General features: G+C 64.4%; 22 protein-coding genes. 2 read left to right on the top strand and 20 right to left on the bottom strand.

Annotated features, from left to right (window positions below):
- Positions 1-4 precede the first annotated feature (4 nt).
- From hisS to QUV25_RS12415, 9 genes are all read right to left on the bottom strand, one after another.
- Positions 5-1,303 carry a histidine--tRNA ligase gene (hisS, locus tag QUV25_RS12455; protein WP_300864339.1) on the bottom strand — a complete coding sequence of 433 codons (1,299 nt, stop codon included), beginning with the start codon at positions 1,301-1,303 and terminating at the stop codon, positions 5-7.
- Positions 1,304-1,356: 53 nt separating this feature from the next.
- On the bottom strand, positions 1,357-2,628 hold the full coding sequence (ispG, locus tag QUV25_RS12450) for a flavodoxin-dependent (E)-4-hydroxy-3-methylbut-2-enyl-diphosphate synthase (RefSeq protein ID WP_300864820.1): 1,272 nt from the start codon (positions 2,626-2,628) through the stop codon (positions 1,357-1,359).
- Between the two features lie 32 nt (positions 2,629-2,660).
- Entirely contained in the window at positions 2,661-3,554 is an 894-nt protein-coding gene (locus tag QUV25_RS12445; protein ID WP_300864336.1) for a helix-turn-helix domain-containing protein, read from the bottom strand.
- Positions 3,547-4,407, bottom strand: a complete 861-nt coding sequence (gene pilW, locus QUV25_RS12440) for a type IV pilus biogenesis/stability protein PilW (RefSeq protein ID WP_300864334.1) — start codon at positions 4,405-4,407, stop codon at positions 3,547-3,549. Before pilW ends, QUV25_RS12445 begins: the two co-directional genes overlap by 8 nt.
- The gene (gene rlmN, locus QUV25_RS12435; protein WP_300864332.1) at positions 4,404-5,555 is read right to left on the bottom strand and encodes a 23S rRNA (adenine(2503)-C(2))-methyltransferase RlmN; all 1,152 of its coding nucleotides are present in this window, start codon (positions 5,553-5,555) and stop codon (positions 4,404-4,406) included. The genes pilW and rlmN overlap by 4 nt, the downstream gene beginning before the upstream one ends.
- A gap of 101 nt (positions 5,556-5,656) precedes the next feature.
- Positions 5,657-6,082, bottom strand: coding sequence for a nucleoside-diphosphate kinase (gene ndk / locus QUV25_RS12430; RefSeq protein WP_300864331.1), 426 nt, complete (start codon positions 6,080-6,082; stop codon positions 5,657-5,659).
- Between the two features lie 113 nt (positions 6,083-6,195).
- A complete protein-coding gene (locus QUV25_RS12425) occupies positions 6,196-7,482 on the bottom strand; it encodes a pseudouridine synthase (protein WP_300864329.1) in 1,287 nt (428 codons plus the stop codon).
- On the bottom strand, positions 7,448-8,185 hold the full coding sequence (gene scpB, locus QUV25_RS12420) for an SMC-Scp complex subunit ScpB (protein WP_300864328.1): 738 nt from the start codon (positions 8,183-8,185) through the stop codon (positions 7,448-7,450). The genes QUV25_RS12425 and scpB overlap by 35 nt, the downstream gene beginning before the upstream one ends.
- Positions 8,186-8,390: 205 nt before the next feature.
- On the bottom strand, positions 8,391-9,401 hold the full coding sequence (locus tag QUV25_RS12415) for an RluA family pseudouridine synthase (RefSeq protein WP_300864327.1): 1,011 nt from the start codon (positions 9,399-9,401) through the stop codon (positions 8,391-8,393).
- Positions 9,402-9,477: 76 nt separating this feature from the next.
- Here QUV25_RS12415 and QUV25_RS12410 point away from each other — a divergent pair, with 76 nt between their 5' ends.
- Positions 9,478-10,278 (top strand): outer membrane protein assembly factor BamD, encoded by an 801-nt coding sequence (locus QUV25_RS12410; protein ID WP_300864818.1) that lies wholly within the window; start codon positions 9,478-9,480, stop codon positions 10,276-10,278.
- Here QUV25_RS12410 and QUV25_RS12405 read toward each other — a convergent pair.
- Positions 10,241-12,265 carry an ATP-dependent DNA helicase gene (locus tag QUV25_RS12405; RefSeq protein ID WP_300864326.1) on the bottom strand — a complete coding sequence of 675 codons (2,025 nt, stop codon included), beginning with the start codon at positions 12,263-12,265 and terminating at the stop codon, positions 10,241-10,243. The genes QUV25_RS12410 and QUV25_RS12405 overlap by 38 nt on opposite strands.
- 108 nt (positions 12,266-12,373) lie before the next feature.
- On the opposite strand from QUV25_RS12405, the gene QUV25_RS12400 reads away from it, so the two are divergent.
- Positions 12,374-13,132 carry a protein phosphatase 2C domain-containing protein gene (locus QUV25_RS12400; protein WP_300864325.1) on the top strand — a complete coding sequence of 253 codons (759 nt, stop codon included), beginning with the start codon at positions 12,374-12,376 and terminating at the stop codon, positions 13,130-13,132.
- Positions 13,133-13,505: 373 nt separating this feature from the next.
- On the opposite strand, the gene zapE is transcribed toward QUV25_RS12400, so the two are convergent.
- The 10 genes from zapE to QUV25_RS12350 form a co-directional block, all read right to left on the bottom strand.
- A complete protein-coding gene (gene zapE / locus QUV25_RS12395) occupies positions 13,506-14,603 on the bottom strand; it encodes a cell division protein ZapE (protein ID WP_300864322.1) in 1,098 nt (365 codons plus the stop codon).
- Positions 14,604-14,747: 144 nt separating this feature from the next.
- The gene (gene lpdA, locus QUV25_RS12390) at positions 14,748-16,175 is read right to left on the bottom strand and encodes a dihydrolipoyl dehydrogenase (protein ID WP_300864320.1); all 1,428 of its coding nucleotides are present in this window, start codon (positions 16,173-16,175) and stop codon (positions 14,748-14,750) included.
- A gap of 26 nt (positions 16,176-16,201) precedes the next feature.
- Positions 16,202-16,522 (bottom strand): PspC domain-containing protein, encoded by a 321-nt coding sequence (locus tag QUV25_RS12385; protein ID WP_300864318.1) that lies wholly within the window; start codon positions 16,520-16,522, stop codon positions 16,202-16,204.
- A 16-nt stretch (positions 16,523-16,538) separates the two neighbouring features.
- On the bottom strand, positions 16,539-17,798 hold the full coding sequence (odhB, locus tag QUV25_RS12380) for a 2-oxoglutarate dehydrogenase complex dihydrolipoyllysine-residue succinyltransferase (protein WP_300864316.1): 1,260 nt from the start codon (positions 17,796-17,798) through the stop codon (positions 16,539-16,541).
- 84 nt (positions 17,799-17,882) lie between these two features.
- The gene (locus tag QUV25_RS12375; protein ID WP_300864314.1) at positions 17,883-20,768 is read right to left on the bottom strand and encodes a 2-oxoglutarate dehydrogenase E1 component; all 2,886 of its coding nucleotides are present in this window, start codon (positions 20,766-20,768) and stop codon (positions 17,883-17,885) included.
- Positions 20,769-21,060: 292 nt separating this feature from the next.
- Positions 21,061-21,321: a hypothetical protein gene (locus QUV25_RS12370; RefSeq protein WP_300864312.1), complete on the bottom strand. Its 261-nt coding sequence runs from the start codon at positions 21,319-21,321 to the stop codon at positions 21,061-21,063.
- A 16-nt stretch (positions 21,322-21,337) separates the two neighbouring features.
- A complete protein-coding gene (locus QUV25_RS12365; RefSeq protein WP_291009085.1) occupies positions 21,338-21,712 on the bottom strand; it encodes a metalloregulator ArsR/SmtB family transcription factor in 375 nt (124 codons plus the stop codon).
- Between the two features lie 134 nt (positions 21,713-21,846).
- Positions 21,847-23,742: a propionate--CoA ligase gene (locus QUV25_RS12360; protein WP_300864306.1), complete on the bottom strand. Its 1,896-nt coding sequence runs from the start codon at positions 23,740-23,742 to the stop codon at positions 21,847-21,849.
- 167 nt (positions 23,743-23,909) lie between these two features.
- Positions 23,910-24,515 (bottom strand): isochorismatase family protein, encoded by a 606-nt coding sequence (locus QUV25_RS12355; RefSeq protein WP_300864304.1) that lies wholly within the window; start codon positions 24,513-24,515, stop codon positions 23,910-23,912.
- 100 nt (positions 24,516-24,615) lie between these two features.
- Complete coding sequence (locus tag QUV25_RS12350; protein ID WP_300864302.1) at positions 24,616-25,434, bottom strand: TetR/AcrR family transcriptional regulator; 819 nt, start codon at positions 25,432-25,434, stop codon at positions 24,616-24,618.
- Between the last annotated feature and the right edge of the window lie 292 nt (positions 25,435-25,726).

Raw genomic sequence — 25,726 nt, 5'->3', positions numbered from 1 at the left:
AGGGTCAGACCGGCCGCAGGTCCACCGCCCAGGTAGCCACCTCGGTCAGCGCAAAACTGCGCTGTTCGGCAGCCGGACCTCCCGGGTCGGCACGCAGTGCCTTGATCGATACTTGGCCTTGTTGCAGTTCGTCCGGACCAAAGATCAGCGCGTGGCGAGCACCGCTGCCGTCGGCTTTCTTGAACTGTGATTTCATGCTGCCCATGCCGTCAAGACTGGCGGCGTGCATCTGCACCCGCACGCCATGCGCGCGCAGCGCACGCAACACCGGCATCACCTGGCCCATGCTTGCCGCGTCTGGCACGATGGCATAAGCGTCGGGCACCGGCGGCTCGGGCAACTTGCCCTGCTCCTTCAGGAGCTCCAGAATGCGTTCCATGCCCAGCGCCCAGCCCACGGCTGGCGCAGGTTTGCCGCCAATCTGTTCAAACAGACCGTCGTAGCGGCCACCGGCACAGACCGTGCCCTGAGAGCCTAGCTGCGTGGTCACGAACTCGAACACCGATAGGTTGTAGTAGTCCATCCCGCGCACCAGACGCGGATTGATGCGGTAGGCGATGCCATGGGCCTCGAGCAGCGCTCGCAGACGGTTGAAGTGGTCCAGCGACTCGTGGCCCAGGTAGTCCATCAACCGAGGCGCGGCGTTCACCAACGCCTGCATGGCGGGGTTTTTCGTATCAAGGATGCGCAGCGGGTTGCTGTGCAGGCGGCGTTTTGCGTCTTCGTCCAGTTGGTCGTCATGCGCTTGCAGATAGGCGATGAGCGCCTGGCGATGTGCCTGGCGCTCGGCGGGCTGGCCCAGGCTGTTGATCTCCAGCTCGACGCCCGTCAAACCCAGTTCGTCCCAGAGATCGCAGGCCAGCACGATCAACTCGGCGTCCACATCAGGACCGGCGAATCCAAGCGCCTCGGCACCAAACTGATGGAACTGGCGGTAGCGCCCTCGCTGCGGCCGCTCGTGGCGGAACATGGGCCCCATGTAATACAGCCGCTTGCCGCCGTCGTAGAGCAGGTTGCTCTCCAGCACCGCTCGCACCACACCCGCGGTGTTTTCAGGGCGCAAGGTGAGTTGCTCGCCGTTGAGCCGGTCTTCGAAGGAGTACATCTCCTTCTCCACGATGTCGGTCACCTCACCCAGGCCGCGCACAAACAGCGCGGTGGGCTCGACGATGGGGGTGCGCAGACAACGGTAGCCGTACCGCTGCATCAGACCACGCAGCCGCTCTTCCAGCCACTCCCAGTGCGCGGACTGGGGCGGCGCGATGTCGTTCATGCCTTTGACGGCGGTGAGTTTGTCAGCCATGTTGCCGCTTGGCGCACGGCGTCGGGGTGGGGGCAGCGCACGCCGCCGCGCCCTCAACGCGCCGCACCGAACCTTTTTTCGATGTAGTTTTCAACGATCTGCTGGAATTCCAGCGCAATGCCTTCGCCACGCAGCGTAATCGCCTTCTGACCGTCGATGAATACTGGTGCTGCAGGCGCTTCACCCGTCCCGGGCAGACTGATACCCAGGTCGGCGTGTTTGCTCTCGCCGGGTCCGTTGACGATGCAGCCCATGACGGCCACCTTGAGGTTTTCCACGCCAGGGTAGCGCTTGCGCCAGACCGGCATGGAGCTGCGCAGGTAGTCGTCGATCTGCTTGGCCAGCTCCTGGAAGGTGGTGCTGGTGGTGCGGCCGCAACCCGGGCAGGCAATCACGCTGGGAACAAAGGCGCGCACGCCGAGCGCCTGGAGGATTTCAGATGCAATCACCACCTCTTGCGTGCGCGCCTCGCCCGGCTGAGGCGTGAGCGAAACGCGGATGGTGTCGCCAATGCCTTGCTGCAGCAGCACGGCCAATGCGGCGGTGGAGGCCACCGTGCCTTTGGTGCCCATGCCAGCCTCGGTCAAGCCAAGGTGCAACGGGTAGTCGCAGCGTCGCGCCAGCTCCTGGTAGACCGCAATCAGGTCCTGTACGCCACTGACCTTGCAGGACAGCACGATGTGATTGCCTGACAGACCCAGCGCTTCAGCTCGGCTCGCGGATTCGAGTGCCGAGGTGATCAGCGCTTCGTACATCACGTGGCGCGCGTCCCAGGGTTCGACTCGGGTCGCGTTCTGGTCCATCAGCCGCGCCAGCAGGTCCTGGTCGAGACTGCCCCAGTTGACGCCGATGCGGATCGGTTTGTCAAAGCGCGCGGCAATCTCCACCATCTGCGCGAACTGGCGGTCACCCTTGTCTCCGCGCCCCACGTTGCCAGGGTTGATGCGGTACTTGGACAGCGCCTCGGCGCAGGCCGGGTGGTCGGTCAGCAGACGGTGCCCGTTGTAGTGGAAGTCGCCGATCAGAGGCACCGGCACACCCATGCGGTCGAGCTGCTCACGGATGTAAGGCACGGCCTTGGCGGACTCGTCGTTGTTGACCGTGATGCGCACCAGCTCGGAACCCGCCAGCGCCAGCTCCTTGACCTGGATGGCTGTGCCCACGGCGTCGGCGGTATCGGTGTTGGTCATGGACTGCACGCGCACCGGGGCGTCGCCGCCTACCGTCACGCGGTGGTCGCCCCAGGCCACCACGCCCTGGCGGGTCTGACGCTTCAGGGCGCCAGCCAACGGGATCGGCTGGGCATCGACCGCCTCGCAGGACATCGCACCGGTGAGAACGCTGGCAGCTTCCATGGTTACTTCACCTCAAAACGGGCTACGTTGTTGCGGGCGTAGGGCATCACGTCAAACGGCTTTCCGCGCGTCGTGACCTGCACCGCATCGGCCCGACCCACCACCACCGAATACGGCGGTGAGGTTGAAAAATCCACCACATCGCCCGGCTTGAGCGCGCGCTGCATCACCTGGCTGCCAGAGCCGTTGATCACTTCAATCCAGGACTCGCCGGAGGCACGGATGCTCAGCAGGCTGGTGCTGGTCACGGGTTCTGCCGTGTCCGCCACGGGTTCGCTGCCTGTGGCGGGTTCAGCCGGCGGGTTTGCGAATTCCGTCGAGAGCACCGGAGACGGCGCCATGGACGGTGAAGTCCCTTCCAGCACAGGCTCCACCGGCAGCAGGTCTGCGGCAGGAGCAGCTGGCGCAGTCTCAGCCGTCTCCGGGAAACTCGGCAGTGTCCCGCGAGCACGCTCCAGCCAGCTGGCTGGCACCAGCGCCACCGCCAGCGCCGCGAGCAACAGCAGCATCACTCCCCAGACCACCGGCCGAGACAGCAATGCGAGGGCGCCAGCACTTGCGCCCTCTCCCGGCGCCTGAAAAGGTGTATTGATGCCGTGTGGCGCATCGCCCAGCGCAGGCTGCACCGCGCCCGGGATCTGCTCCAGCACACGCGCCGGGTCGATCTTGAGCTGGCGGCAGGCGCTGGAGGCCAGCGCCCGGGCAAAGGTCATGTCGGGCAGCTCGTCATAGCGCCCCGCTTCCAGGGCTTCGAGCTTCTTCACCGGCACCTTGAGCGCGGCGGCCAGAGCGGCGATATGCAGTCCGGCGGCCTCGCGGGACTGGCGCAGCAGCAGCGGTGCGCCCGGATGGCTGGCCTCAGCCGGCGCGTCCGTCAAAAACGGCGACTCACTCATCAAACGCCCCCCGCTGGTACAAGGCCCACTGTCGCGACTCAGCGAAGCGGCGTCCCAGTTGGCGGGCCAGTTGTTCCACTTCGACGGTGTTGCGCAAGCGGCGCTCAATCTTGATGCCCAGCCACAGCGTCTCGGCGTTGGCCAGGTTGGAGTTGTTGATGCGCCGGATGTAGAACTGGGCCCGGCTGTCCTCACCCCGCTGGAACAGCAGCGCGGCCAGGTTGTATCCGGTGATCGGATTGCCAGCATCGAGCTCGTACGACTTGGAAAAACTCGCCTCAGCCTCGGCCGGCTGCCCGGCGCGAATCTGACAGATGCCCTTGACCAGGTGCGTGCGGGCGACGGCGCCGTAGGTGGGCGATGCCAGCGCGCGGTCAAACAGGGCCAGGGCCTGCGGGTAGCGGCCTGCTTCGCAATGAAACCAGCCATAGTTGTGCAGCGTGTCGCCATCGCGAGGGCTGATCTGCAGCGCGCGCTGGAAACTATCTTCCGCAAGCGCCGGGTTGTTCAGGCGCATGTAGACCAGGCCGCGCAGCACATAGGCCGGGGTGTAGCTCGGATCGGCGGCAAGGGATTGTTTGATCTCGTCCAGCGCGATGGTGGTCTGGCCCTGCTCGAAATAGTTGGACGCCAGTTCCAGGCGGATACGCGCGCGCTTGCGGACCTCGGGCTCGTCGAAAGCGGTGATCGGTTCGGCGGTCGCCGAAGCGGCACTGGCGCCGGTGGATGCACAGCCCGACAGACTGCCCAGCGCCCACAACATCAGGGGTACAGTCAGCAAGCCGAGCAACCATCGCGGAACGACTGGGGACAGACCGAGGGGCAACGGTGCGGCAGCGGTGAAACGGCTCATGTCTGCTTTTCTCCTGCGGCAGGAACAAATCGGATGGGGTGCACGGTGGCCGCACGGCGCTGCGCCATGCGGCTGACCACACGGGTACGGTCCAGCACGTCACCGGCCAGCTGGCCACAGGCGGCGTCGATGTCGTCGCCACGGGTCTTGCGCACCGTGGTGATCAGACCTCCCTCGCTCAGCAGTCGCGCGAACTGCTGCACCACCGGGCGAGGCGAACAGATCAGGCCCGAATCGGGGAAAGGGTTGAACGGAATGAGGTTGATCTTGCACGGTACACCGCGCTCGCGATGGCTGCGCAACAGCTTGAGCAGCTCGCGAGCGTGTTCGAGCTGGTCGTTCACACCATCGAGCATGCAGTATTCAAAGGTGATGAAATCACGCGGCGCTGCGGGCAGATAACGCAGGCAGGCATCCAGCAATTCGGTCAGCGGGTACTTGCGGTTGAGGGGCACCAGCGAGTCGCGCAGCGCGTCGTTGGGCGCATGCAGCGACACGGCCAGGGCCACTGGGCAATCCTGGGCAAGTCGGTCCATCATCGGCACCACGCCCGACGTAGACACGGTCACGCGACGGCGCGACAGCCCGTAAGCATGGTCGTCCAGCATCACCTTCAGCGCGGGCACCAGGGCGTTGTAGTTTTGCAATGGCTCGCCCATGCCCATCATCACCACGTTGCTGATCACACGTTCGGCTTTGACCAGGTGCTGGCGCAGAAAAAACTCCGCCTGCCAGAGCTGGGCCACGATCTCACCGGTGGTGAGGTTGCGCGAAAAACCCTGGTGGCCGGTTGAGCAGAATCGGCAGCCAACGGCACAACCAGCCTGAGACGAGATGCAGAGGGTGCCGCGATCGTCCTCCGGGATGAAGACGGTTTCCACCGCGTTGCCGTCGCCCACGTCGAACAACCACTTGATCGTGCCATCGGAAGAATCCTGGCGCGAGAGAACCGGCAAACCGGTGATGTGGGCGTGAGTCGGCAGCTTTTCGCGCAAGCTGCGCGCGAGATCGGTCATGGCGGCAAAATCGCGCGCGCCGCGCTGGTGAATCCAGCGAAACAGCTGCACCGCCCGGAAGCGCTTCTCACCCAGCTGCTCACAAAAGGCAGCCAACCCGTCGAGGTCGAATTCGAGCAGGTTGAGCGTCATGACGTCGGCACAGCGCACGGCCGCACGCGCGAATCCGGGCCCCGAAAGGGGCTGGAGATCATCGCGTGCCGCATCGACGCCATGGTTTCGTCCAGTCGCGTTCAGCGCGAGTAGACGTTCATGCCCGCGAAAAAGAAGGCGATTTCGACGGCAGCGGTTTCAGGGGCGTCGGAGCCGTGCACGGCATTGGCGTCGATGCTGTCGGCAAAGTCGGCACGGATCGTGCCCTTTTCGGCCTTCTTCGGATCGGTGGCACCCATCAAGTCGCGGTTCTTGGCGATGGCCCCTTCGCCTTCAAGCGCCTGGATCATCACCGGGCCGGAAATCATGAAGTCCACCAGGTCTTTGAAGAACGGACGCGCCTTGTGCACGGCGTAAAACGCCTCGGCTTCGCTGCGCGACAGGTGGGCCATGCGAGAGGCGACCACCTTCAGGCCGGCAGCCTCAAAGCGAGCGTAAATCTGGCCGATGACGTTCTTGGCGACGGCGTCGGGCTTGATGATGGACAGGGTGCGTTCGATGGCCATGTTTTTCCTTGAGATTTATGGGGTAACTTGTTGATTTTGCGGCTCGCCACAAAGCTTTTGATTCTACAACGCGCCACCGGTTCAAGCCGGCACAGCGGCGCCTGGGCCCGCGTTCAGCGTCCACCGGGGCGGCGCTTGCGCTTGGCCGGCCCGCCACGCTGGGCATCTTCCGCGCGCTTGCGCTGCAAGGCGTCTTGCCCGATGTAGCCAAACGAGGTTTTCAAGGGGTCGGGCTGCGATGAGGTGTCGCGCCCTTCGCCCTTGCCCACCGCCCCGCCACCCTGTGGCGCAAACATGCTGCCGCGCCGCACCGAGGGCGCTTCGCCGCGGCTGCCGGCAGGGTTGCCAAAATTGCGCCCGCCCTGCGGCCCTTTTCCTGGAGCGCCCGAGCGACGGGTTTGCGGGCGGGCTGCGCGCGCAGGCGCAGCGCTCGGCATCGGCAGTCCCGCCGCAGCGCCCAGGCGCTGGATGTCGCGCTCATCGAGCTCCACCCAGACGCCACGCTTGAGGCCGCGCGGCAGCATCACGGCGCCATAACGGATGCGGATCAGGCGGCTGACTGCGTGGCCCACCGCCTCGAACATGCGACGCACCTCGCGGTTGCGCCCTTCGCCGATGGTCACGCGGTACCAGCAGTTCGCGCCCTCGCCGCCCCCATCTTCAATGCTGGCGAACTGCGCCATGCCATCGTCGAGCTTCACACCGTCGAGCAGGCGGTGCTTTTCTTCGTTGGACAAAGCGCCCAGCACCCGCACCGCGTATTCGCGCTGCAGGCCAAAACGGGGGTGCATCAGCCGGTTTGCCAGCTCACCCGAGCTGGTCAGCAACAGCAAGCCTTCGGTGTTGATGTCCAGCCGGCCGACCGATTGCCACTTGCCTTGCTGCAGTTTGGGCAGGCGCCGGAACACCGTGGGCCGGTTCTGCGGATCATCGTGCGACACGACCTCGCCTGCGGGCTTGTGGTACGCCAGCACGCGCGGCGGCGGTGGCGTCATGCGCACGCGCACCGGCTTGCCGTTGACTTTGATCACGTCGCCAAACTGGATGCGCTGACCGATGTGGGCGGGCTCGCCGTTGACCGAAATGCGCCCTTCCAGGATCAGCTGTTCCATCTCCAGGCGCGACCCCATGCCGGCCTGCGCCAGCACCTTGTGCAGCTTGGGCGAATCGGCCTCGGGTTTGAGCACGCGCTTGGTGGGCAGTGGCAGCGGCAGTTCTTGCTCAGCGTCGTACGCGCCGCTTACCACGTCATCAAACTGCAACGCCTCGCCAGCAGGCGCGGCCCCGGCGCTCCGGGGAACTGGCACCGCCGCCGAAACAGCGGCTTCTGCGGAAGCATCGGCGGCAAGCGCCGCTTCGCCGTCCTCAGGCGGATCGGTCGGGGGTTGCTGCGGGTTCATGGCTGTCCAGAGTGGGGGCATCTTCAAGCGATGCCGGGGTGGGAGGGGCATCGGCGAGTGTGCCGGTGGAGGCATCGACCAGCTCCAGCCCGGCCGCTGGAGAATCGGCCAACATCGGCTCCTCCGCTTCTGCGTCGCTGCCTGCGGAGAGCGCTTCGAAATCGAGCCGGTCCAGCGCAGATTCCTGGACATCCGTGCCGTCCAACGGCGGGAGTTGATCCAGCGAGGACAGGCCCAGGTCATCCAGAAACTGGCGTGTGGTAGCGAACAGGGCGGGCCGACCCACGGTTTCTCGGTGGCCGATGACCTCGACCCAGCCTCGGTCTTCGAGCTGCTTGAGCAACAGCGAGTTGATCGTCACGCCACGGATGTCCTCCATGTCGCCCCGGGTGACGGGCTGCCGGTAGGCGATGATGGCCAGCGTTTCCAGCGTGGCGCGCGTGTAGCGCGGCGGCTTTTCAGGGTGCAGTCGATCCAGGTAGGGCCGCAGCTCGGGACGGCTTTGAAAACGCCAGCCACTGGACACCTGCACCAACTCCACGCCGCGCTGCGTCCATTCGAGCTGAAGGTCGGCCAGCAGCGATTTCAGCGTATCGGGTGACAGTTCGCCATCGAACAGCACCCCCAGGTCACGCAGGGATAGGGGCTGCTGAGCGCAGATCAAGGCCGTTTCAAGCACGCGGCGGGCATCCGAGGTGTTCATCGCGGGTGTCTGACATCAGCCGGCGGTTGGCCGGCGAACCGAAAGATGGCGCCTGCTCCGGTTCGATACACGGGAGCTGGCACGTTTTGACTGGCCGCCATGGGGCGTTACCGATCAGGAAATCCTCAAGGGAACATCGGGAAGGGGTTGAACTGCAACGCCAAGTCGTGACCGCAGGACCCCGATTGCGCCGCGCCTGGCAACGTCAACCCGGAATGGCTGGATTGTAATGGAGCCCGCTTTGCGACAGCGCGTCCATAAAATCCGCGGGTGGCTCACACACAAAGTCCAGCGGAGCACCGCTCACCGGGTGGTCCAGCCGCAAACGGCGCGCGTGCAAGCCCTGCCGGGTCAAGCCCCAGAGCACACGTCCGCCGTAAACGGCATCGCCCACCAGGCAGTGCCCCATCCAAGACAGGTGAACCCGGATCTGGTGGGTGCGCCCGGTGTGCAGCTTGCAGGCCAACAGGCTGGCCTGGGCTTGCGTATCCAGCAGCGTCACGGTGGTGCGGGCAGACTTCCCTCCGGTGGCCTCCGGACGCAGCACCGCCATGCGAAGGCGGTTGTGCACATCGCGCCCGATCGGCTGATCGATATCCAGCACCGAAGCCCCCTGCCAGGCGCCATGCACCAGCGCGAGGTATTCGCGCTGAACCTCACGCGCGGCAATGGCCCGCACCAGCGCGTCCATTGCCAGGCGGCTTTTGGCCACCAGCATCAACCCAGACGTGTCCTTGTCCAGCCGGTGCACGATACCGGCGCGCGGCAGCGTCGCCGCCCCCGGGTGGTGGGCCAACAGCCCATTGAGCAGGGTGCCGCTCCAGTGACCGGCGGCGGGATGTACCACCAGGCCGGCAGGTTTGTGCACCACCATCAGATGTTCGTCTTCGAACACCACGTCCAGCGCCATCGGCTGGGCCACAAACGCCTGCGCCTGAGGCGTCGGCCGCAGCTCCACGGTCAGCCGGTCGCCAGCGCTCAGGCGGCTCGCGGCCTTCCACAGCGGTGCGCCTTGCAGCATGACCGCGCCATCGGCCATGAGCTGCTGCAGATAGGAGCGTGAAAACTCCGGGATCAGGTGCGCCAGCGCCCGGTCGGCCCTCCAGCGATGCAGTTCAGCAGGCACGTCGCAGGCGCGAAGCTCGGCCGCCGCGCTGGCATCCTCACCCGCTTCTTCGCCACTCTCCTCTGCCTCGAAGGCCAACGGGTCCTTCAAGAACGGCGTGCCGTCCCTGGTCGATATAATTTCAGCTGCCAAAGCGGGGTGTTTCCGTAGCAAAGGTGGGTGCTTGATGCGTTCGAACAGATTATCGGTGGGCTACTGGGCAGGCCTGGCCGCCCTGGTGCTGGCCGGCTGCAGCACCGCACCCGTGGACAACACCGCGAACTGGAGCCCCAACAAGCTCTACAGCGAAGCCTCCGACGAGCGCGATGCAGGCAATTATGAAAGAGCCATCACGCTGTACGAAAAGCTCGAAGGCCGGGCGGCAGGTACGCCGTTGGCCCAACAGGCCCAGCTTGACAAAGCGTTTGCGCACTACAAGGCCGGTGAGCCCGTCCAGGCCCAGGCCGCGATCGACCGCTTCATGCGCCTGCATCCGGCGAGCCCGGCGCTGGACTATGCGCTTTACCTCAAGGGCCTGAGCTCCTTCAACGACAACCTGGGCCTGTTCGGGTCGCTGGCGCAGCAAGATCTCTCCGAGCGCGACCAGAAGGCAGCCAAAGAATCCTTTGAGGCATTCAAGGAACTCGTCACCCGCTTCCCGGATTCCCGCTACACGCCCGACGCTCGCGCACGCATGACATACATCGTCAACTCGCTGGCGCAGTCCGAGGTGCACGTGGCCCGCTATTACTACACTCGCGGTGCCTACGTGGCCGCCATCAACCGCGCACAAACTGCACTGACCAGCTTTGTTGATGCGCCAGCCCTGGAAGAGGCACTCTACATCCTCGTGCGCTCCTATGACGCCCTGGGCATGACCCAGCTGCGCGACGACGCACAGCGCGTCATGCAGGCCAGCTACCCGCAGAGCGAGTTCATGGCCAAGGGCTTCAAACGCGATGAGAGTCCGTGGTGGAAGCTCTGGTGAGCACCAGCTCGTCAATCGCTGCCAGCAACTGATCCTCTTCCTCCAGCCATCGCATGAGTGGCAAACTGGCCATCAGCGCGGGCCCGTAGGACCGGGTCAGCATTCGCCGATCCCCCACCACCACCATGCCGCGGTCGTTCTCAGACCGGATCAGGCGCCCCACCCCCTGACGCAAAGCCTGAATTGCGATCGGCAGGTAGTGGATCTCAAAACCGCTCTGACCCGCCATCCGCAATCGCCGGGCCAGTGCGCTGAGCAGTGGATCGTCGGGTGAAGGAAACGGCAGCTTGTCGATCACCAGCAGTTGCAGCAAGTCACCCGGCAGGTCCACACCTTCCCAAAACGAGGCTGAGCCGACCAGCACCGCGCCTGATTCCCCTGCACCGGCCTCCTTGAATCGGGCCAGCAGGGCGCGCTTCGCTGCTTCACCCTGAGCCAGCACCTGCCAGCCGCCCGATGACGCCTGCCGCTCGCGCAGGCGTGCCGCGATGCGGGACACCGCCCGCAAGCTGGTGCACAGCACCAGGGTTCGACCACCGAGACGACTGACCCAGGCGGCGACTCGATCTGCCAGGGCAACGGCATGGTCGGCATGTCCCGGCTCAGGCAGATCCGACGGCACATACAAGGCCGACTGGCGCGCATGATCGAACGGACTGGCCACCTTCAGGCTGCGCAGCCGCCGTGCATCGCTCAGCCCAAGCCGTCGGGTAAATCCACTCAGGTTGGCTTCGTGGCACAGGGTGGAGGAGGTGAACACCCAGCTGCGCCCAGGTTCCTGGTGCAACCCTGCCAGCGCCTGACGCAGCAAGCTGTCGTCCAGCGGCGCCTGCTGCAAGCGCCAGGAACCAGCCCAGCCGATCCAGCGCGCGGTGTCCGTGGGTGCATCGGTTACCAAGGGCTGCGTCAGCCCCGACCAGCGCGAGCTCAGGGTTTCGCTTCGCGCCAACAGGCGGCGCAGATCGGGCGCGGCATCCGCCGTAGACCTCAGCGCTTGCACCGACGCGCCCAGGGCCTGGCTCGTCTGGTGCACCGCAACCGCCCAGGCGCGGGCGTCCAGACCCTCGGGCACACTAGCCTGCCAGCGGCTCTGGGCCTGCCCTGGCGGGGCCAATCGCGTGATGCCGAGAGCAGCGCGCTCCAGGCCCAGCGCCACCAGCGCCCAAGGCTGCTGGCCACGCGCCCAGAGCGGTGCCTGCGCCGCGATGTCCCGTGCCAACGACAGCAGATTCCCTCGACCGACCGCCGGCGCCAGCAGGTCTCGGGCCACGCCGGACAAGGCATGGGCCTCGTCGAACACCACGACCGACGCTGCTGGCAGGTGGGGCGACAGCGCCGCTTCCATCCGATCGGCCACCAACACATGGTGGTTGATCACCACCCAGTCGGCGGCGGCAGCAGCGCGGCGCGCCCGGTTCACATGACAGTCCCCGGCGCTGGGGCAATCGGCGCCCAGGCAGTTGTCTCGGGTGGAGCTGATCCAGGGGCGCAGCGCCGAGCGTTCGTCCAGCGTGGTCAACTCGGCCAAATCGCCGCGCACCGTCTGCCGGGACCAGCGATGCACCTGCTCCAGCGCGCTCATCAGCGCCGGGTCGACTCTCAGGCCGCTCGCGCTCTGACGCGCCACGCCCAGCCGGTGCAGGCAGAGGTAACTGCCACGTCCCTTGAGCACCGCCACCTTCACCGGCAGCCCCAAGGCCTGCATCACCTGGGGAATGTCGCGCAAGGCCAGTTGCTCTTGCAAGGCCTGGGTCGCGGTCGACAGCAGCGCGCTGCGACCGCTCAGCAGCAGAGGCACCAGGTAGGCCAGCGTCTTGCCTACGCCGGTGCCCGCCTCCACCACCAGCACCGCCCCATCCTCGATGGTGTCGCCCACGGCCAGCGCCATCGCCAGCTGGCCATCGCGCTTGCGCAGCTCGCCGATCTCGGTAGTGAGCCCACCCCCAATCGAGAATGCTGAGCGAACCCGTTCACTCAGCAAGCTCAAGCGAGCCCCAGGTGTGCGAAAGTGGGCTCCCGGGCGGCAGCGGGTCGGGCATTACTGGTTACCATTGCTCGCATTGTTCACGATTGACCGACTGGCCCGATACATCCCATGTCCACAGGCTACCGCATCCAGGCTTCCACTGGCATCCACCGGGGTGACCGCGACTACCAGCAAGACCAAGTCTGCATGTTGCAGCACCCCCGCCATGTGGGCTGCCTGCTCGCGGTGGTGGCCGACGGCATGGGCGGGCGCAGCGGTGGACGCAAAGCCTCAGACCAGGTGATGCTCACCGCACGCCAGCTGTTCGAGCGTTACGATCCGGATACCGACGACGCAGCGGCGTTTCTGCGCCAGATCGTCGAAGAATCCCATCTGGTGATCAAGCTCACCGCAGTCTCTGCCGAGCAGGAGCCGCACAGCACCATCGCCGCGTTTTTGATCAACCCGGTGGGCGACAGCCACTGGGTGCATGCGGGCGATTCGCGCATCTACCACTTTCGCAACGGCCGCATGGTTTTCCGCACCATGGACCACTCGTATGTGCAGACCTTGGTCAACCAAGGCGAGATCAGCGAGGAGGAGGCGATGGACCACCCGCACTCCAACATCCTCATGGGCTGCCTGGGTACGGAAAACGAACCGCCAGTGGACATCCACGTCGTACCGCGTCTGGTACCAGGTGATGCCCTGATGTCCTGCAGCGACGGCGTCTGGCACTACTTCACCCCCGAGGAACTGGCCAGCACCATCAGCATGCTCTCTCCGCGCGAAGCCTGCGAGTTCCTGATCCAGAAGGCCCGCGCCCGCGCCAAAGGCATGGGCGACAACCTCTCGCTCACCATCGTCAAGCTGGAACCGCTGGGCTGAGGGAACTCGGCCCCCACGCTCCACCGCTTCGCGGGTCGCTGCCCCCCGAGGGGGCTGATCCGGCTTGGGGCGGCCCAGCGCCGGATCGCACGCCCCCACGCTCCACCGCTTCGCGGGTCACTGCCCCCGAGGGGGCTGATCCGGCTTGGGGCGACCCAGCGCCGGATCGCACGCCCCCACGCTCCACCGCTTCGCGCGTCGCTGCCCCCCGAGGGGGCTGATCCGGCTTAGGGCGGCCCGGCGCCGGATCGCCTGCCCCCGGCGCTCCACCGCTTCGCGCGTCGCTGCCCCCCGAGGGGGCTGATCCGGCTTAGGGCGGCCCGGCGCCGGATCGCCTGCCCCCGGCGCTCCACCGCTTCGCGCGTCGCCGGCTTCAGGTCAGCCCGGTGTCGACCGTGCGGCGCTCCAGCGCCAGAAATTCGGCAGACTGCATTTCACTCAGGCGCGAGACGGTCCGCGGGAATTCATGCGACATCGGTCCCTCGGTGTAGAGCTCCTCGGGCGGCACCGCAGCCGAAATCACCAGCTTCACCCGGCGGTCGTACAACACGTCCACCAGCCAGGTGAAACGACGCGCTTCGGATGCCTGGCGCACCGACATTTTGGGGACGTTGGCCAGCAGCACGGTGTGGAACTGGCTGGCAATCTCCAGATAGTCGTTTTGCGAGCGGGGTCCACCGCAAAGGGTGCGAAAGTCAAACCAGATCACACCGCCCGCCCGTCGCACCGCCCGAATTTGCCGCGACTCGATCCTCAGCACCGGATTTTCGTCACCAGCTTCGGCCAGCCGCACAAACGCCTGCTCCAGCGCAGCATCGGCCTCTGGCCCGAGCGGACACCGGTAGAGATCCACCACCGCCAGTGAGCGCTGGCGGTAGTCGGTACCGTCGTCGACGTTCACCACCTCCAGCCGCTGCTTGAGCAGTTCAATCGCGGGAAGGATGCGATCGCGGTGCAGGCCGTCGGGGTAAAGGCCATCGGGATGGAAGTTGGAGGTGGTGACGAACCCCACGCCGGCCTTGAAGAGCGCATCCAGCAGTCGATGCAGGATCATGGCGTCGGTCACGTCGGCCACATGGAACTCGTCAAAGCAGATCAGCTTGTAGCGTTTGGCCATGCGCAGGCCAAGCTCGTCGAGTGGGTTCTGCGTGCCCTGGAGTTCGCGCAGTTCGCGATGCACCTCGCGCATGAACTCATGGAAATGCAAGCGCGTCTTGCGCCGGATCGGAACTGCGTTGTAGAAGCAGTCCATCAGAAAGCTCTTGCCCCGCCCGACCCCGCCAAACATGTAGACGCCGCGCGGGATCTCGGGCTTGACGAACACCTTCTTCAACGCATTGGAGCGGCGCTTCTTGTAATGCGTCCAGTCGGATGCGCAGCGCTCCAGCGCATCGATCGCCCGCTGCTGCGCCGGGTCAGTGGTGTAGCCACGCTCAACCAGCGCGGCTTCGTAGGTGCTGCGAACAGACATGAATCAAGCGAATGGAAAGGACGGATCCGGAGCGCGCAGCACCATAAACAGACAACCCGCAGAACCGGCTTCGCCGGGCTGCAGGGTTGGCCCCCTCAAGGGGGTGACGCGCGCCAGCGCGGCGCGGGGGTGGTTCAAGTGCTTTCAGAAATTCAGGGTGCGCTTGTCTACCGCCAACGCAGCTTCTTTGGTCGCCTCCGACAGCGACGGGTGCGCGTGACAGATGCGGGCGATGTCCTCAGCGCTGGCCTTGAACTCCATCGCCACCACGGCCTCTGCAATCAGCTCAGATGCCATCGGGCCCACGATGTGCACGCCCAGGATCTCGTCGGTCTTGGCGTCGGCCAGAAACTTCACCATGCCGGTGGTGTCACCCAGCGCCCGCGCGCGGCCGTTGGCCAGGAAGGGGAAGGTGCCAGCCTTGTAGACGGCGCCGCGTGCCTTGAGTTGCTGCTCGGTCTCGCCAACCCAGGCGATTTCAGGGCTGGTGTAGATCACCCAGGGCACGGTGTTGAAGTTCACATGGCCGTGCTGGCCAGCAATGCGCTCGGCCACGGCCACACCCTCTTCCTCGGCCTTGTGCGCCAGCATCGGGCCGCGCACCACATCACCCACTGCCCACACACCCTTGACATGGGTGCGGCAGTGTTCGTCCACCTCGATCGCACCACGCTCGTCCAACTTCAAGCCGATCGCCTCCGCATTGAGGCCGATGGTGTTGGGCACACGTCCGATGGACACGATGAGCTTGTCGCCATCGAGCTTCTTGACCTCGCCCTTGGCGTCGGTGTAAGCCACGCTGACGCCTTTTTTGGACGCCTTGACCTCGCCCACCTTCACGCCCAGCTCGATCTTCAGCCCCTGCTTGTCGAAGGCCTTCTTGGCCTCCTTGGCGATCTGCTCGTCCACCGCCCCAAGAAACGTCGGCAGGCCTTCAAGAATGGTCACGTCAGCGCCCAGGCGACGCCAGACCGAGCCCATCTCCAGGCCGATCACGCCCGAGCCGATCAGGGTCAGCTTCTTGGGCACCGCACCCAGCCGCAGCGCGCCGTCGTTGGAGAGGATCACCTCCTCATCGAACGGCGCGCCGGGCAGCGCGCGAGCGTTGGAGCCGGTGGCAACGATGATCTGTCGTCCGACGAGCAGCTCGTCCTTCGCGCCCTTGACCTGGATCTCAAAGCCTGCCTCCACCGCCTTCACGAACGAGCCGCGGCCGTGAAAAAAGCTCACCTTGTTCTTCTTGAACAGGTAGAGGATGCCGTCATTGTTCTGTTTGACCACGGTGTCTTTGCGACCCACCATCTTGGCCACATCGATCTTGACGTCTTTGACCTGGATGCCGTGATCGGCGAAGTGGTGGTTGGCCTGCTCAAAGTGCTCGGAGGATTGCAGCAAGGCTTTGGACGGGATACAACCTACGTTGGTGCAGGTACCGCCAGGCGCCGGACCGCCGGTGGCATTTTTCCATTCGTCAATGCAGGCCACCTTGAAACCCAGCTGGGCTGCTCGAATGGCGGCGATGTAGCCACCTGGACCGCCACCGATCACGATGACATCAAAAGGTTGAGACATATTCAAATTCCAGTTGCACGCCGGGCTCAGTCAGCCGGCACAAAAATCCACAACAAAGCATAGAGGGCCACACCCAGACCACCCGCAAACGCCAGCGCCACCATCAGCAGCCGCCAGACCCAGGACTCCACGCCCGTGGCCAAAGTGAGGCCGCCACAGACGCCGGCGATCCAGCGATCGCTGCCACTGCGTCGCAGGCGGTTGATCGCCCTGGCCAGATCAGAAGGCGCGGCAGGTACCGGGTCCGGGTTGAGCAGCCTGGCCTTGGCGCGATCAAACTCCTCGACACTCAGCGTGCCGCGCTCGCGCAGTTGCTCGAGCTTGATGAGTTCGTCGGCCAGGGACATGCAGCGGTCTCGCTGATCAGATATCGAACAGCAGGCGCGAAGGATCTTCCAGTGCTTCCTTCATCGCCACCAGGCCCAGCACGGCTTCGCGGCCGTCGATGATGCGGTGGTCGTAAGACATCGCCAGGTAGTTCATCGGTCGCACGACGATCTGGCCGTTCTCCACAACGGCGCGGTCCTTGGTCGCATGAACACCCAGAATGGCCGACTGCGGCGGGTTGATGATGGGCGTGGACAGCATGGAGCCGAAGGTGCCGCCGTTGGAGATCGAGAAGGTACCGCCGGTGATGTCGTCCAGACCGATCTTCCCTTCCTTGGCTTTCTGACCAAACTCCGCGATCTTCTTCTCGATGTCGGCGAAGCTCATCTGATCAGCGTTGCGCAGGATGGGTACGACCAGACCGCGCGGCGATCCCACGGCAATGCCGATGTCGAAATAGCCGTGGTAGACGATGTCACCACCATCGACACTCGCGTTGATGACCGGAAACTTCTTGAGCGCATGCACTGCAGCCTTCACGAAGAAGCTCATGAAGCCCAGCTTGACGCCGTGCTCCTTCTCGAACTTCTCCTGGAATTTCTTGCGCATCTCCATCACCGGCGCCATGTTGACCTCGTTGAAGGTCGTCAGGATGGCGTTGGTCGCCTGCGACTGCAACAGCCGCTCGGCAACACGGGCGCGAAGGCGCGTCATGGGGACGCGCTCTTCCGGGCGGTCGCCCAGATCGGGCGCGACCACCGCGACCTGGCTCAATACCTTGGTGGGCGCACCGGTGGGGATGGCGGTAGCGGCTGCCGCGGGGGCGGGCGCGCCTGCCACCGCGGCCAGCACGTCGCCCTTGGTGACGCGACCGTCCTTGCCAGTGCCGGGGACCGAGCCCGCGGCCAGCTGGTTGTCGGCCATCAGCTTGGCAGCGGCTGGCATGGCCACACCCGCTTTGCCAGCGGCTGGCGCTGCAGCGGCAGGTGCGGCCGCAGCCACTGGGGCGGCGGCTGCCGGAGCGGCCGCAGGCGCGGCGCTGGCACCCGCTGCGGCATCGGTGTCGATGCGCGCGATGAGCTGCTCGGCGGCTACGGTGGCACCATCAGCCTGGAGGATTTCCACCAGCACGCCAGCGGACGGCGCCGGGCATTCCAGGACCACTTTGTCGGTTTCGATGTCGATCAGGATCTCGTCGACCGCGACCGCCTCCCCCACCTTCTTTTTCCACTGCAGCAAGGTGGCCTCGGCCACGGATTCAGAGAGCTGCGGAACCTTGACTTCTACGATTGCCATTTTTTATCCCGATTGTGCGATGTGCGCGGGTCTGACCGAGGGGGTGCAAGGGCTTTCACACCACGTCCGCCAGGACCCGCAGGTTTACTTGGTGAGGATGAAGCCCTTGAGCTTGCTGAAGGCAGCTTCGATCAAGGTCTTCTGCTGCTCCTGGTGCAGGTGCGCATAGCCCACGGCCGGCGACGCCGAAGCGGTACGACCGGCGTAGCCCAGACGCTGGCCGTCCAGCATGTTCTCGTGGATGTAGTGCTGCACGAAAAACCAGGCGCCCTGGTTTTGCGGCTCGTCCTGGCACCACACGATGTCGGTGGCGTTGGGGTACTTCCGGATTTCGGCGGAAAACACCTTGTGCGGGAACGGGTAGAGCTGTTCCACCCGCAGGATCACCGTGTCCTCCGTGCCCATTTCCAGGCGCTTCTTCGCCAGATCGTAGTAGACCTTGCCCGAGCAGCAGATGATGCGCTTGACCTTCTCGGCTTTCTTGACCACATCCGGGTTCTGCTCCGGGATCACGGTCTGGAAATGGCCTTTGGTGAACTCGACCAGCGGTGAGGTGGCGTCCTTGTTTCGCAGAAGTGACTTGGGCGTGAAGAGAATCAGCGGCTTGCGCAGCGGACGGATCATCTGGCGACGCAACACATGAAAGATCTGGCTGGCCGAGGTCGGCTGCACGATCTGCATGTTGGTGTCGGCGGCCAGTTGCATGAATCGCTCGATGCGGGCCGAGCTGTGCTCTGGGCCCTGCCCTTCATAGCCATGCGGCAGCATCAACGTGATGCCGTTCAAGCGGCCCCACTTCACTTCACCGCTGGCGATGAACTGGTCCACCACCACCTGCGCACCGTTGAGGAAGTCGCCGAACTGGGCTTCCCAGATCACCAGGGTGTTGGGATCGTTGCTGGCGAAACCATACTCAAAGCCCAGCACGGCCTCTTCCGAGAGAATGGAGTCGATGACGGTGAACTGGCCCTGGTCGCTGCTGATGTTTTGCAGCGGAACATAGGTCCCGCTGTCCCACTTCTCGCGGTTCTGGTCGTGGATCACCGCATGCCGGTGGGTGAACGTGCCGCGGCCGCAGTCCTCACCCGACAGCCGGATGCCATAGCCCGCGGCCACCAGGCTGGCGAATGCCATGTGCTCGCCCATGCCCCAGTCGACGTTGATTTCGCCCCGACCCATGGATGCTCGGTCGTCGTAAACCTTCTTGACCAGATTGTGTGGTGAAACATTGGCCGGGATGGTGGTCATCTTCTCGGCAATGCGCTTCCACTCTTTTTCGGGCACGCTGGTGTCAGCGTTGTCGGTCCACTTGGCCTTGAGGTGAGGCGACCAGTCCACCACGAACTTGTTGTGCGCGTTGGTGATGGTGAATTCCTTGGCATGACGCCCTTCATCCATCGCCAGGCGGTAGGCCTTGACCATCTCCTCACCCAGCGTATCGCCCAGCCCCTGGGCTGCCAGCCGATCCGCGTACAGCTTTCGCGTCCCTGGGTGCTGAGCAATCTTCTTGTACATCAGCGGCTGCGTGAGCGCTGGCGTGTCCTGCTCGTTGTGACCCAGTTTGCGGAAGCAGATGATGTCGATCACCACGTCCTTGTTGAACTCCTGGCGGTAGTCCAGGGCGAGCTGAGTGCAGAACACCACCGCCTCGGGATCGTCGCCGTTGACGTGCAGCACCGGCGCCTCGATCATCTTGACCACATCGGTGCAATACAAGGTGGAGCGGGTGTCGCGGGGGTCGCTGGTGGTGAAGCCGATCTGGTTGTTGATCACCACATGCACCGTACCGCCGGTGTAGTACCCACGGGTCTGAGACAGGGCCAGCGTCTCCATCACCACGCCCTGGCCGGCGAAAGCCGCATCACCATGCACCAGGATGGGCAGCACGCTGTCGCCATCGGTGTCCTTGCGGCGCTCCTGACGCGAGCGCACCGAGCCCTCGACCACAGGATTGACGATCTCCAAGTGGGACGGGTTGAATGCCAGCGTCAGGTGTACTGGACCGCCCGGCGTGGCGATGTCCGAGCTGAAGCCCTGGTGGTACTTGACGTCGCCCGCTGGCAGGTCTTCCACTGCGGTGTGGTCAAACTCGGCGAACAGGCCGGCCGGGGTCTTGCCCAGCGTGTTGACCAGCACGTTCAGGCGACCACGGTGCGCCATGCCGATCACCACCTCTTGCACGCCACGCGAGCCGGAGAGTTGCACCAGCTCGTGCATGCAGGCGATGAAGCTCTCGCCGCCTTCCAGCGAGAAGCGTTTCTGCCCCACGTACTTGGTGTGCAGGTAGCGCTCCAGGCCCTCGGCAGCCGTGAGCTGTTTGAGGATTTCTTTTTTCTTCTCCGCATCAAACACCGGCTTGCTGCGCTTGCTCTCCAGCTGCTCCTGCCACCAGCGCTTTTCGCGCTGGTCGGAGGCGTACATGTACTCTGGGCCCACCGTGCGGCAATAGGTCTCGCGCAGCGCATTGAGCAGGTCGCGCAGGGACATCACCTCTTTGCCGAAGAAAGTGTTGCTGGTGTTGAACACCGTCTCGTAGTCGGCATCGGTGAAGCCGTAAAAAGAAGGCTCCAACTCAGGGATGTTGTCGCGCTCGTCGCGCTTGAGGGGATCAAGGTCGGCCCAGCGCGCACCCACGTTGCGGTAGGCTGCGATCAGCTGCTGGACGGCGACGCGCTTGCGGCCCAGATCGGAATCGGCACCGGCAGCGATGACCACGCGGGTGCCGCCCTGCTTGGCACGATCGGCAAAGGCGTTGATGACAGGGAGGTGGGGTACGTCGCGAACATCGGTTCCGTCAACGGCTGGCACGTGCTGCAGCGCGTCAAAATAGGAACGCCAGGATTCGGACACGCTGCCTGGGTTGGCCAGGTAGTTTTCGTACATCTCTTCAACGTATGGCGCGTTGCCACCGTAAAGGTACGAGTTGCCCTTGTAGGCAACATAGACGTTGCCGGATGCGGAATCGCTCATGAATTCGCTGACCTCCGTTTCCCTGCAGGAAACATTAGCTGGTTAAAACAAACCTTCCGCGACACGGCTTGACCGTTTGGCGGATGCGACAGTGACTGTGGAAGGAACTGAATGCAGGGCTGATTGTGCCATCCCCTTTGCGGCAGCGGGGAAAAGCGGCGCCATGAATGCCCTGGATGGGCACAACCGACACGGGTGTGTTGCGCTCACACCAACTGACAGCGGCGTGTCAGCCCCATGTGGGGAACCAAGAAAATTGAGCGCGACGCCCAGCTGCTCACGGGGAGCCGCACTACTTGCTGGTTGGCTCTTTTTCGGCGGAAGACGGCGCGGGAGGTGGCAACTGTCCTGACGTACCGACACTCACCGAGCCGCCTCCCACACCCACCCCGATGCTGGTGCCAATGCGACCATCGCTGCCCACGCTCACCCCGACGCCGGCATTTCGGCCGATGGGTAGGGAGAAGCCGAGGTTCACGCCACCAAACGCACAACCCGACAGCACCGACACAGCAGCAACCGGCAGCAGACAACGGGCGATCATCGAAGGCATAGGTACGGGCTGGAGATCAGGACATCAGGCGCGGCGACAGGCGCTCAGATGCGGGAACCGCACTGGGCTCGTCCATTTCGATCGCAATTTGCGTGCACACGGTGCGACACAGCATCACCGCCTTTTCACTTTGCACCCGGTAAATCACCTGGGTGCCTTCCTTGCGCTTGGCCAGCACACCGGCGCGGTACAGCAGGTTGAGGTGCTGCGACAGGTTGGGCTGGGTGGTGTCGATTTCCTGCAGCAGCTGCGACACCGATTTTTCCTTGTCGCAGAGTGCGCTGAGGATGCGCAGTCGCATGGGCGTGGCCAGCACACCGAACAGCTCGGCCGCCATTTCGAAGACGCGCACCTTCTCGATGTTGGCTTCGGATCCGATCATTTGTTCCATGACTGCTCACACTTTTGTCAATATAAGCATGCATCATACGGACAAATGCCGGGCGCATCCACCAAATGGAAATATCGTCCAGACACGGCCAAGCCCGGCACCATGACGGCACCGGGGTGGTTGGGCCGAGGACGTCAGGCCAGCAAGTCTTTGATCTGCTGCAGCGCGGCCGGATCGTCCATGGTCGTCAGGTCACCGGCGTCGCGACCCTCGCACACGGCCTGTATCGCGCGGCGCAGCAGCTTGCCACTGCGCGTCTTGGGCAGTACGGTCACAAACCGCACCCGCGCTGGCCGGGCCACGGCACCCAATTGGCCATCCACCAGCTTCATCACTTCGCCCTCAAGCTTCAGGCGTGACGCATCGTCTGTCAGCAGCGAGGCGTCCTTGACCACAGCAAACGCCATCGCCACCTGGCCCTTGAGCTGATCGGCCACACCGACCACCGCCACCTCGGCGATCTTCGGGTGGCTGGAGATGCTCTCCTCGATTTCTCGCGTGCCCAGCCGGTGCCCGGCCACGTTGATCACGTCGTCGGTGCGGCCAAGGATGAAGAAATACCCGTCGTCGTCGCGAATGCCCCAGTCGAAGGTGCTGTAGACCAGTTTGCCCGGCACGCTGGACCAGTAGGTCTTGACGAAGCGCTCGTCGTCCTGCCACACGGTCTGCATGCAACCGGGTGGCAGCGGGCCTTCGATGGCGACCACACCCTTCTGGTTGCTGCCCTTGAGCTCTTCCCCAGTCTGATCGTCCAGCAGCTGCACGTTGTAGCCATACACCGCCTTGCCGGGTGAGCCGAACTTACTCGGTGCGGACTCGACGCCGTTGCACAGCGAGAGGATCGGCCAGCCGGTCTCGGTCTGCCAGTAGTTGTCGATGATGGGCTTGCCCAGCTCCGCGGAAATCCACTGGGCGGTGGGCTCGTCCAGCGGCTCGCCGGCCAGAAACAGTGCCTTGAGGCTGGACAGGTCGTATTTCTTGATGAACGAGGGGTCGTATTTCTTGAGCACCCGCACCGCGGTGGGCGCGCTGAACATCACCGAGACCTTGTATTTCTCGACCAGGTGCCACCAGATGCCAGCATCGGGGCGGATGGGCAAGCCCTCGTACATGATGGTCGCCATGCCGGCGATGAGCGGGCCGTAGATGATGTAGCTGTGGCCCACCACCCAGCCGATATCGCTGGTGGAGAAATAGGTTTCACCCGGCTCTCCCATGTAGATGTGCTTCATGCTCGCGGCCAGCGCCACGGCGTAGCCACCGGTGTCGCGCTGCACGCCCTTGGGCTTGCCGGTGGTGCCGCTGGTGTAGAGCGTGTAGCTGGGGTGGGTGGCGTCTACCCACTCGCAAGGCACCTCCGTGTCCATCACCTGCTTTCGCTCGGCGGCGTAGTCCACATCGCGCCCGGCCACACTGGCAAAGGGTGCCAGGCCGCGATCCACCATGACCACTTTGGCTGGTTTGTGCGTGGACAGGCGAATCGCTTCATCCAGCAACGGCTTGTATTCCACTACCTTGCCGCTGCGCGAACCCGCATCGGCACTGACGATGGCGACGGGCGAAGCGTCCTCAATGCGACTGGCCAGGGAATGGCTGGCGAAGCCGCCGAACACCACCGAGTGGATGGCCCCGATGCGAGCGCAGGCCAGCATGGCGAAGGCGGCCTCGGCAATCATGGGCATGTAAATCAGCACCCGATCACCCTTTTTCACCCCTTGAGCCAGCAGGATGGCCGCCATGCGCTGCACCTCGGCGTGCAGCTCGCGGAAACTGTAGACCCGCTCGGTGTCGGTTTCGGTGGAGACAAAGATCAGCGCGTTCTGGTCCGGGCGGTCCTTGAGGTGGCGATCCACCGCGTTGTGGCACAGGTTGGTCAGCCCGCCTTCGAACCAGCGCGCGAACGGCGGGTTGTCGTAGTTGCACACCCGTTGAAACGGCTGTTTCCACTCAATACGCTGGGCCTCTTCTGCCCAGAACGCGTCTCGATCATCGATCGAGCGGCGGTAAAAATCGGCATAAGACTGGGTCATGAGGGTCTCCTGGATGGTGCATCGGGGCGCCGGTTGCCCTGTTCCACCCAGGGTCTGGCTGCTTCAAACTGAATTCATAATTATGAGAAGCAGGCTTGCGACAGGCTGACGCGGCATCCTTCTCTGGGCCGCGCGCAGACCGGTGGCGCTTCAAGGCGCCAACAGTTTTATTTGATCAAGGCCTGAACCGGCCGGAACACCGGGTGGTCGGCGCTGCGCAACCACTCGAAGACCACCATTTCCGTGGTGACCAGCTCAACGCCGGCGCCAGCCAACCGATCGAAGGCAGCGTCACGGTTGCGCTCGGTGCGCGAAGCGCAAGCATCCGTCACCACCCAAACGTCCCACTCCTGCTCGACCAGCTCCAGCGCCGTCTGCAGCAGGCAGACGTGGGCCTCGCAGCCACCGATGACGACGGTGCCGCGCTCCGGCGCAGCGGCCGTGGCTGGCTTTTGGAGGTGCTTGGGCAAGCTGCGGGCGTTGCCGCCCGCAGCGCGAACCGGTGGGCGCAGGCAGTCGAGCAACCCGTCTGCCACGGCGCTGAAGTGCATCTTGGGCAACGTTTTGCGACACAAGGCGCGCAGTTCGGCTGCGTTGGCACCCAATTTTTCAGGATTTTGCTCGGTGCCCCAAACAGGCACTTGAAGCAACTGAGCAGTCTGAGCGAGGCGCAAGGCGTTGGCCAGTGCCAGCGGGCCCTGGCACAAGGCTGGCATGAGACGCGCCTGGTAGTCCACCAGCACCAGTTGAGAATCGGTTACGTCAAGCAGCATGCGTCAATCCTTGGAGAGTCGGAGGGAGGGGCTGACAGCGGGTCAGCATCAGCCCGGCGCCAGCGCGTTCCTGCCATTGTCGTCGCTGACCGATCACGGATCACTCGCCAAACAGGTCTGCTTGATCAATCGGCCCCGCCAGGGTGCCATCGCCGGCCTGGGGGGACTGGGTCGGCCGCAGGCTCACCGCCAGCCACCGCTCCAGCGTGCTGCGCCACTGGGCCTCCAGTCCGCCGGGCTCGCTGTGGCCACTGGCTGTGGCCAGAGTCAGCAGACCCAGGCCGCAAGCCACCAGCTCGCGGTGCAGCAGGTAGGCCTCTGTTTCATCCAGCCCGCTGGCCAACAAGGAATCTCGGCAGGGCTGTAGCACCGCTTCCAGGTCGCCCAGCATGGCCGCTGGACCACCCAATGGGCTTTGAGTTGCAAGCGCACCAGCCGCCACAACCGAGGATGGGCGCAGCAGCAGCAACTGGAACCCGCCCGGGTCTTGCGCCAGGCGCCGCCACCAGGCCAGCGACTGGGCGATATATAGCTGCTGCGGCAAACCCACCGCCACCGCCTGCCTTCCCACCGGTCCGGGTCGCGTCCCGCGCGAAGGCCGGGACGGTCTCACACCCTGCACAGCGTCTGCCAGCCGGTCCAGCACCCGGCGCTGCAAGGCCAGCAGGATGCCTTCCTTGCCGTCGAAATAGGCGTAAAGCGCGCCCGCGGTGTAGCCCGCGCGCCGGGCCATCACTCGCATGTTGAAACCGTCCAGCCCCTGCGCGTCGATCAAGGCCTGGGCCGTGTCGAGCAGTTGCTCACGGCGAGCGCTGTTGGCACGGGCCTGTCGGTCCTGGCGCTCCTGGACGCGCTCCCGCGCCTCGGCCAGGTCTTGCGGACTGGGCACGGGCATCAACTCGTCGAACTTCACTTTCATGAGAAAACTTATATATATCAATTCGTTAAAGAACTATCTTCAAGTATTTTTTGTCATCTTAATGAACAATGTTCACTTTATTCATTATTGATCAACTAACCAAATCGCTATTGATCATTTGAGCAAAAGTCATCGTGTTGATCGAAGCCCCACCCTATCAACGTCTGGCAGATGTCTGAACGCCGATAAATGACGACCCAGCGTCACTGCGACCCGCGGCAGCGGGGCTCGGCCAAGCGCAGTGTCTTCAGGGCACACACCCCCAACCAGCGATCTGTCAATCAAACCGAAG

The organism is Hydrogenophaga sp., assembly GCF_030373245.1.
Lineage (GTDB): Bacteria > Pseudomonadota > Gammaproteobacteria > Burkholderiales > Burkholderiaceae_C > Hydrogenophaga.
Note: the sequence above shows the minus strand (reverse complement) of the source record. Positions and strands in the feature narration are given on the sequence as shown.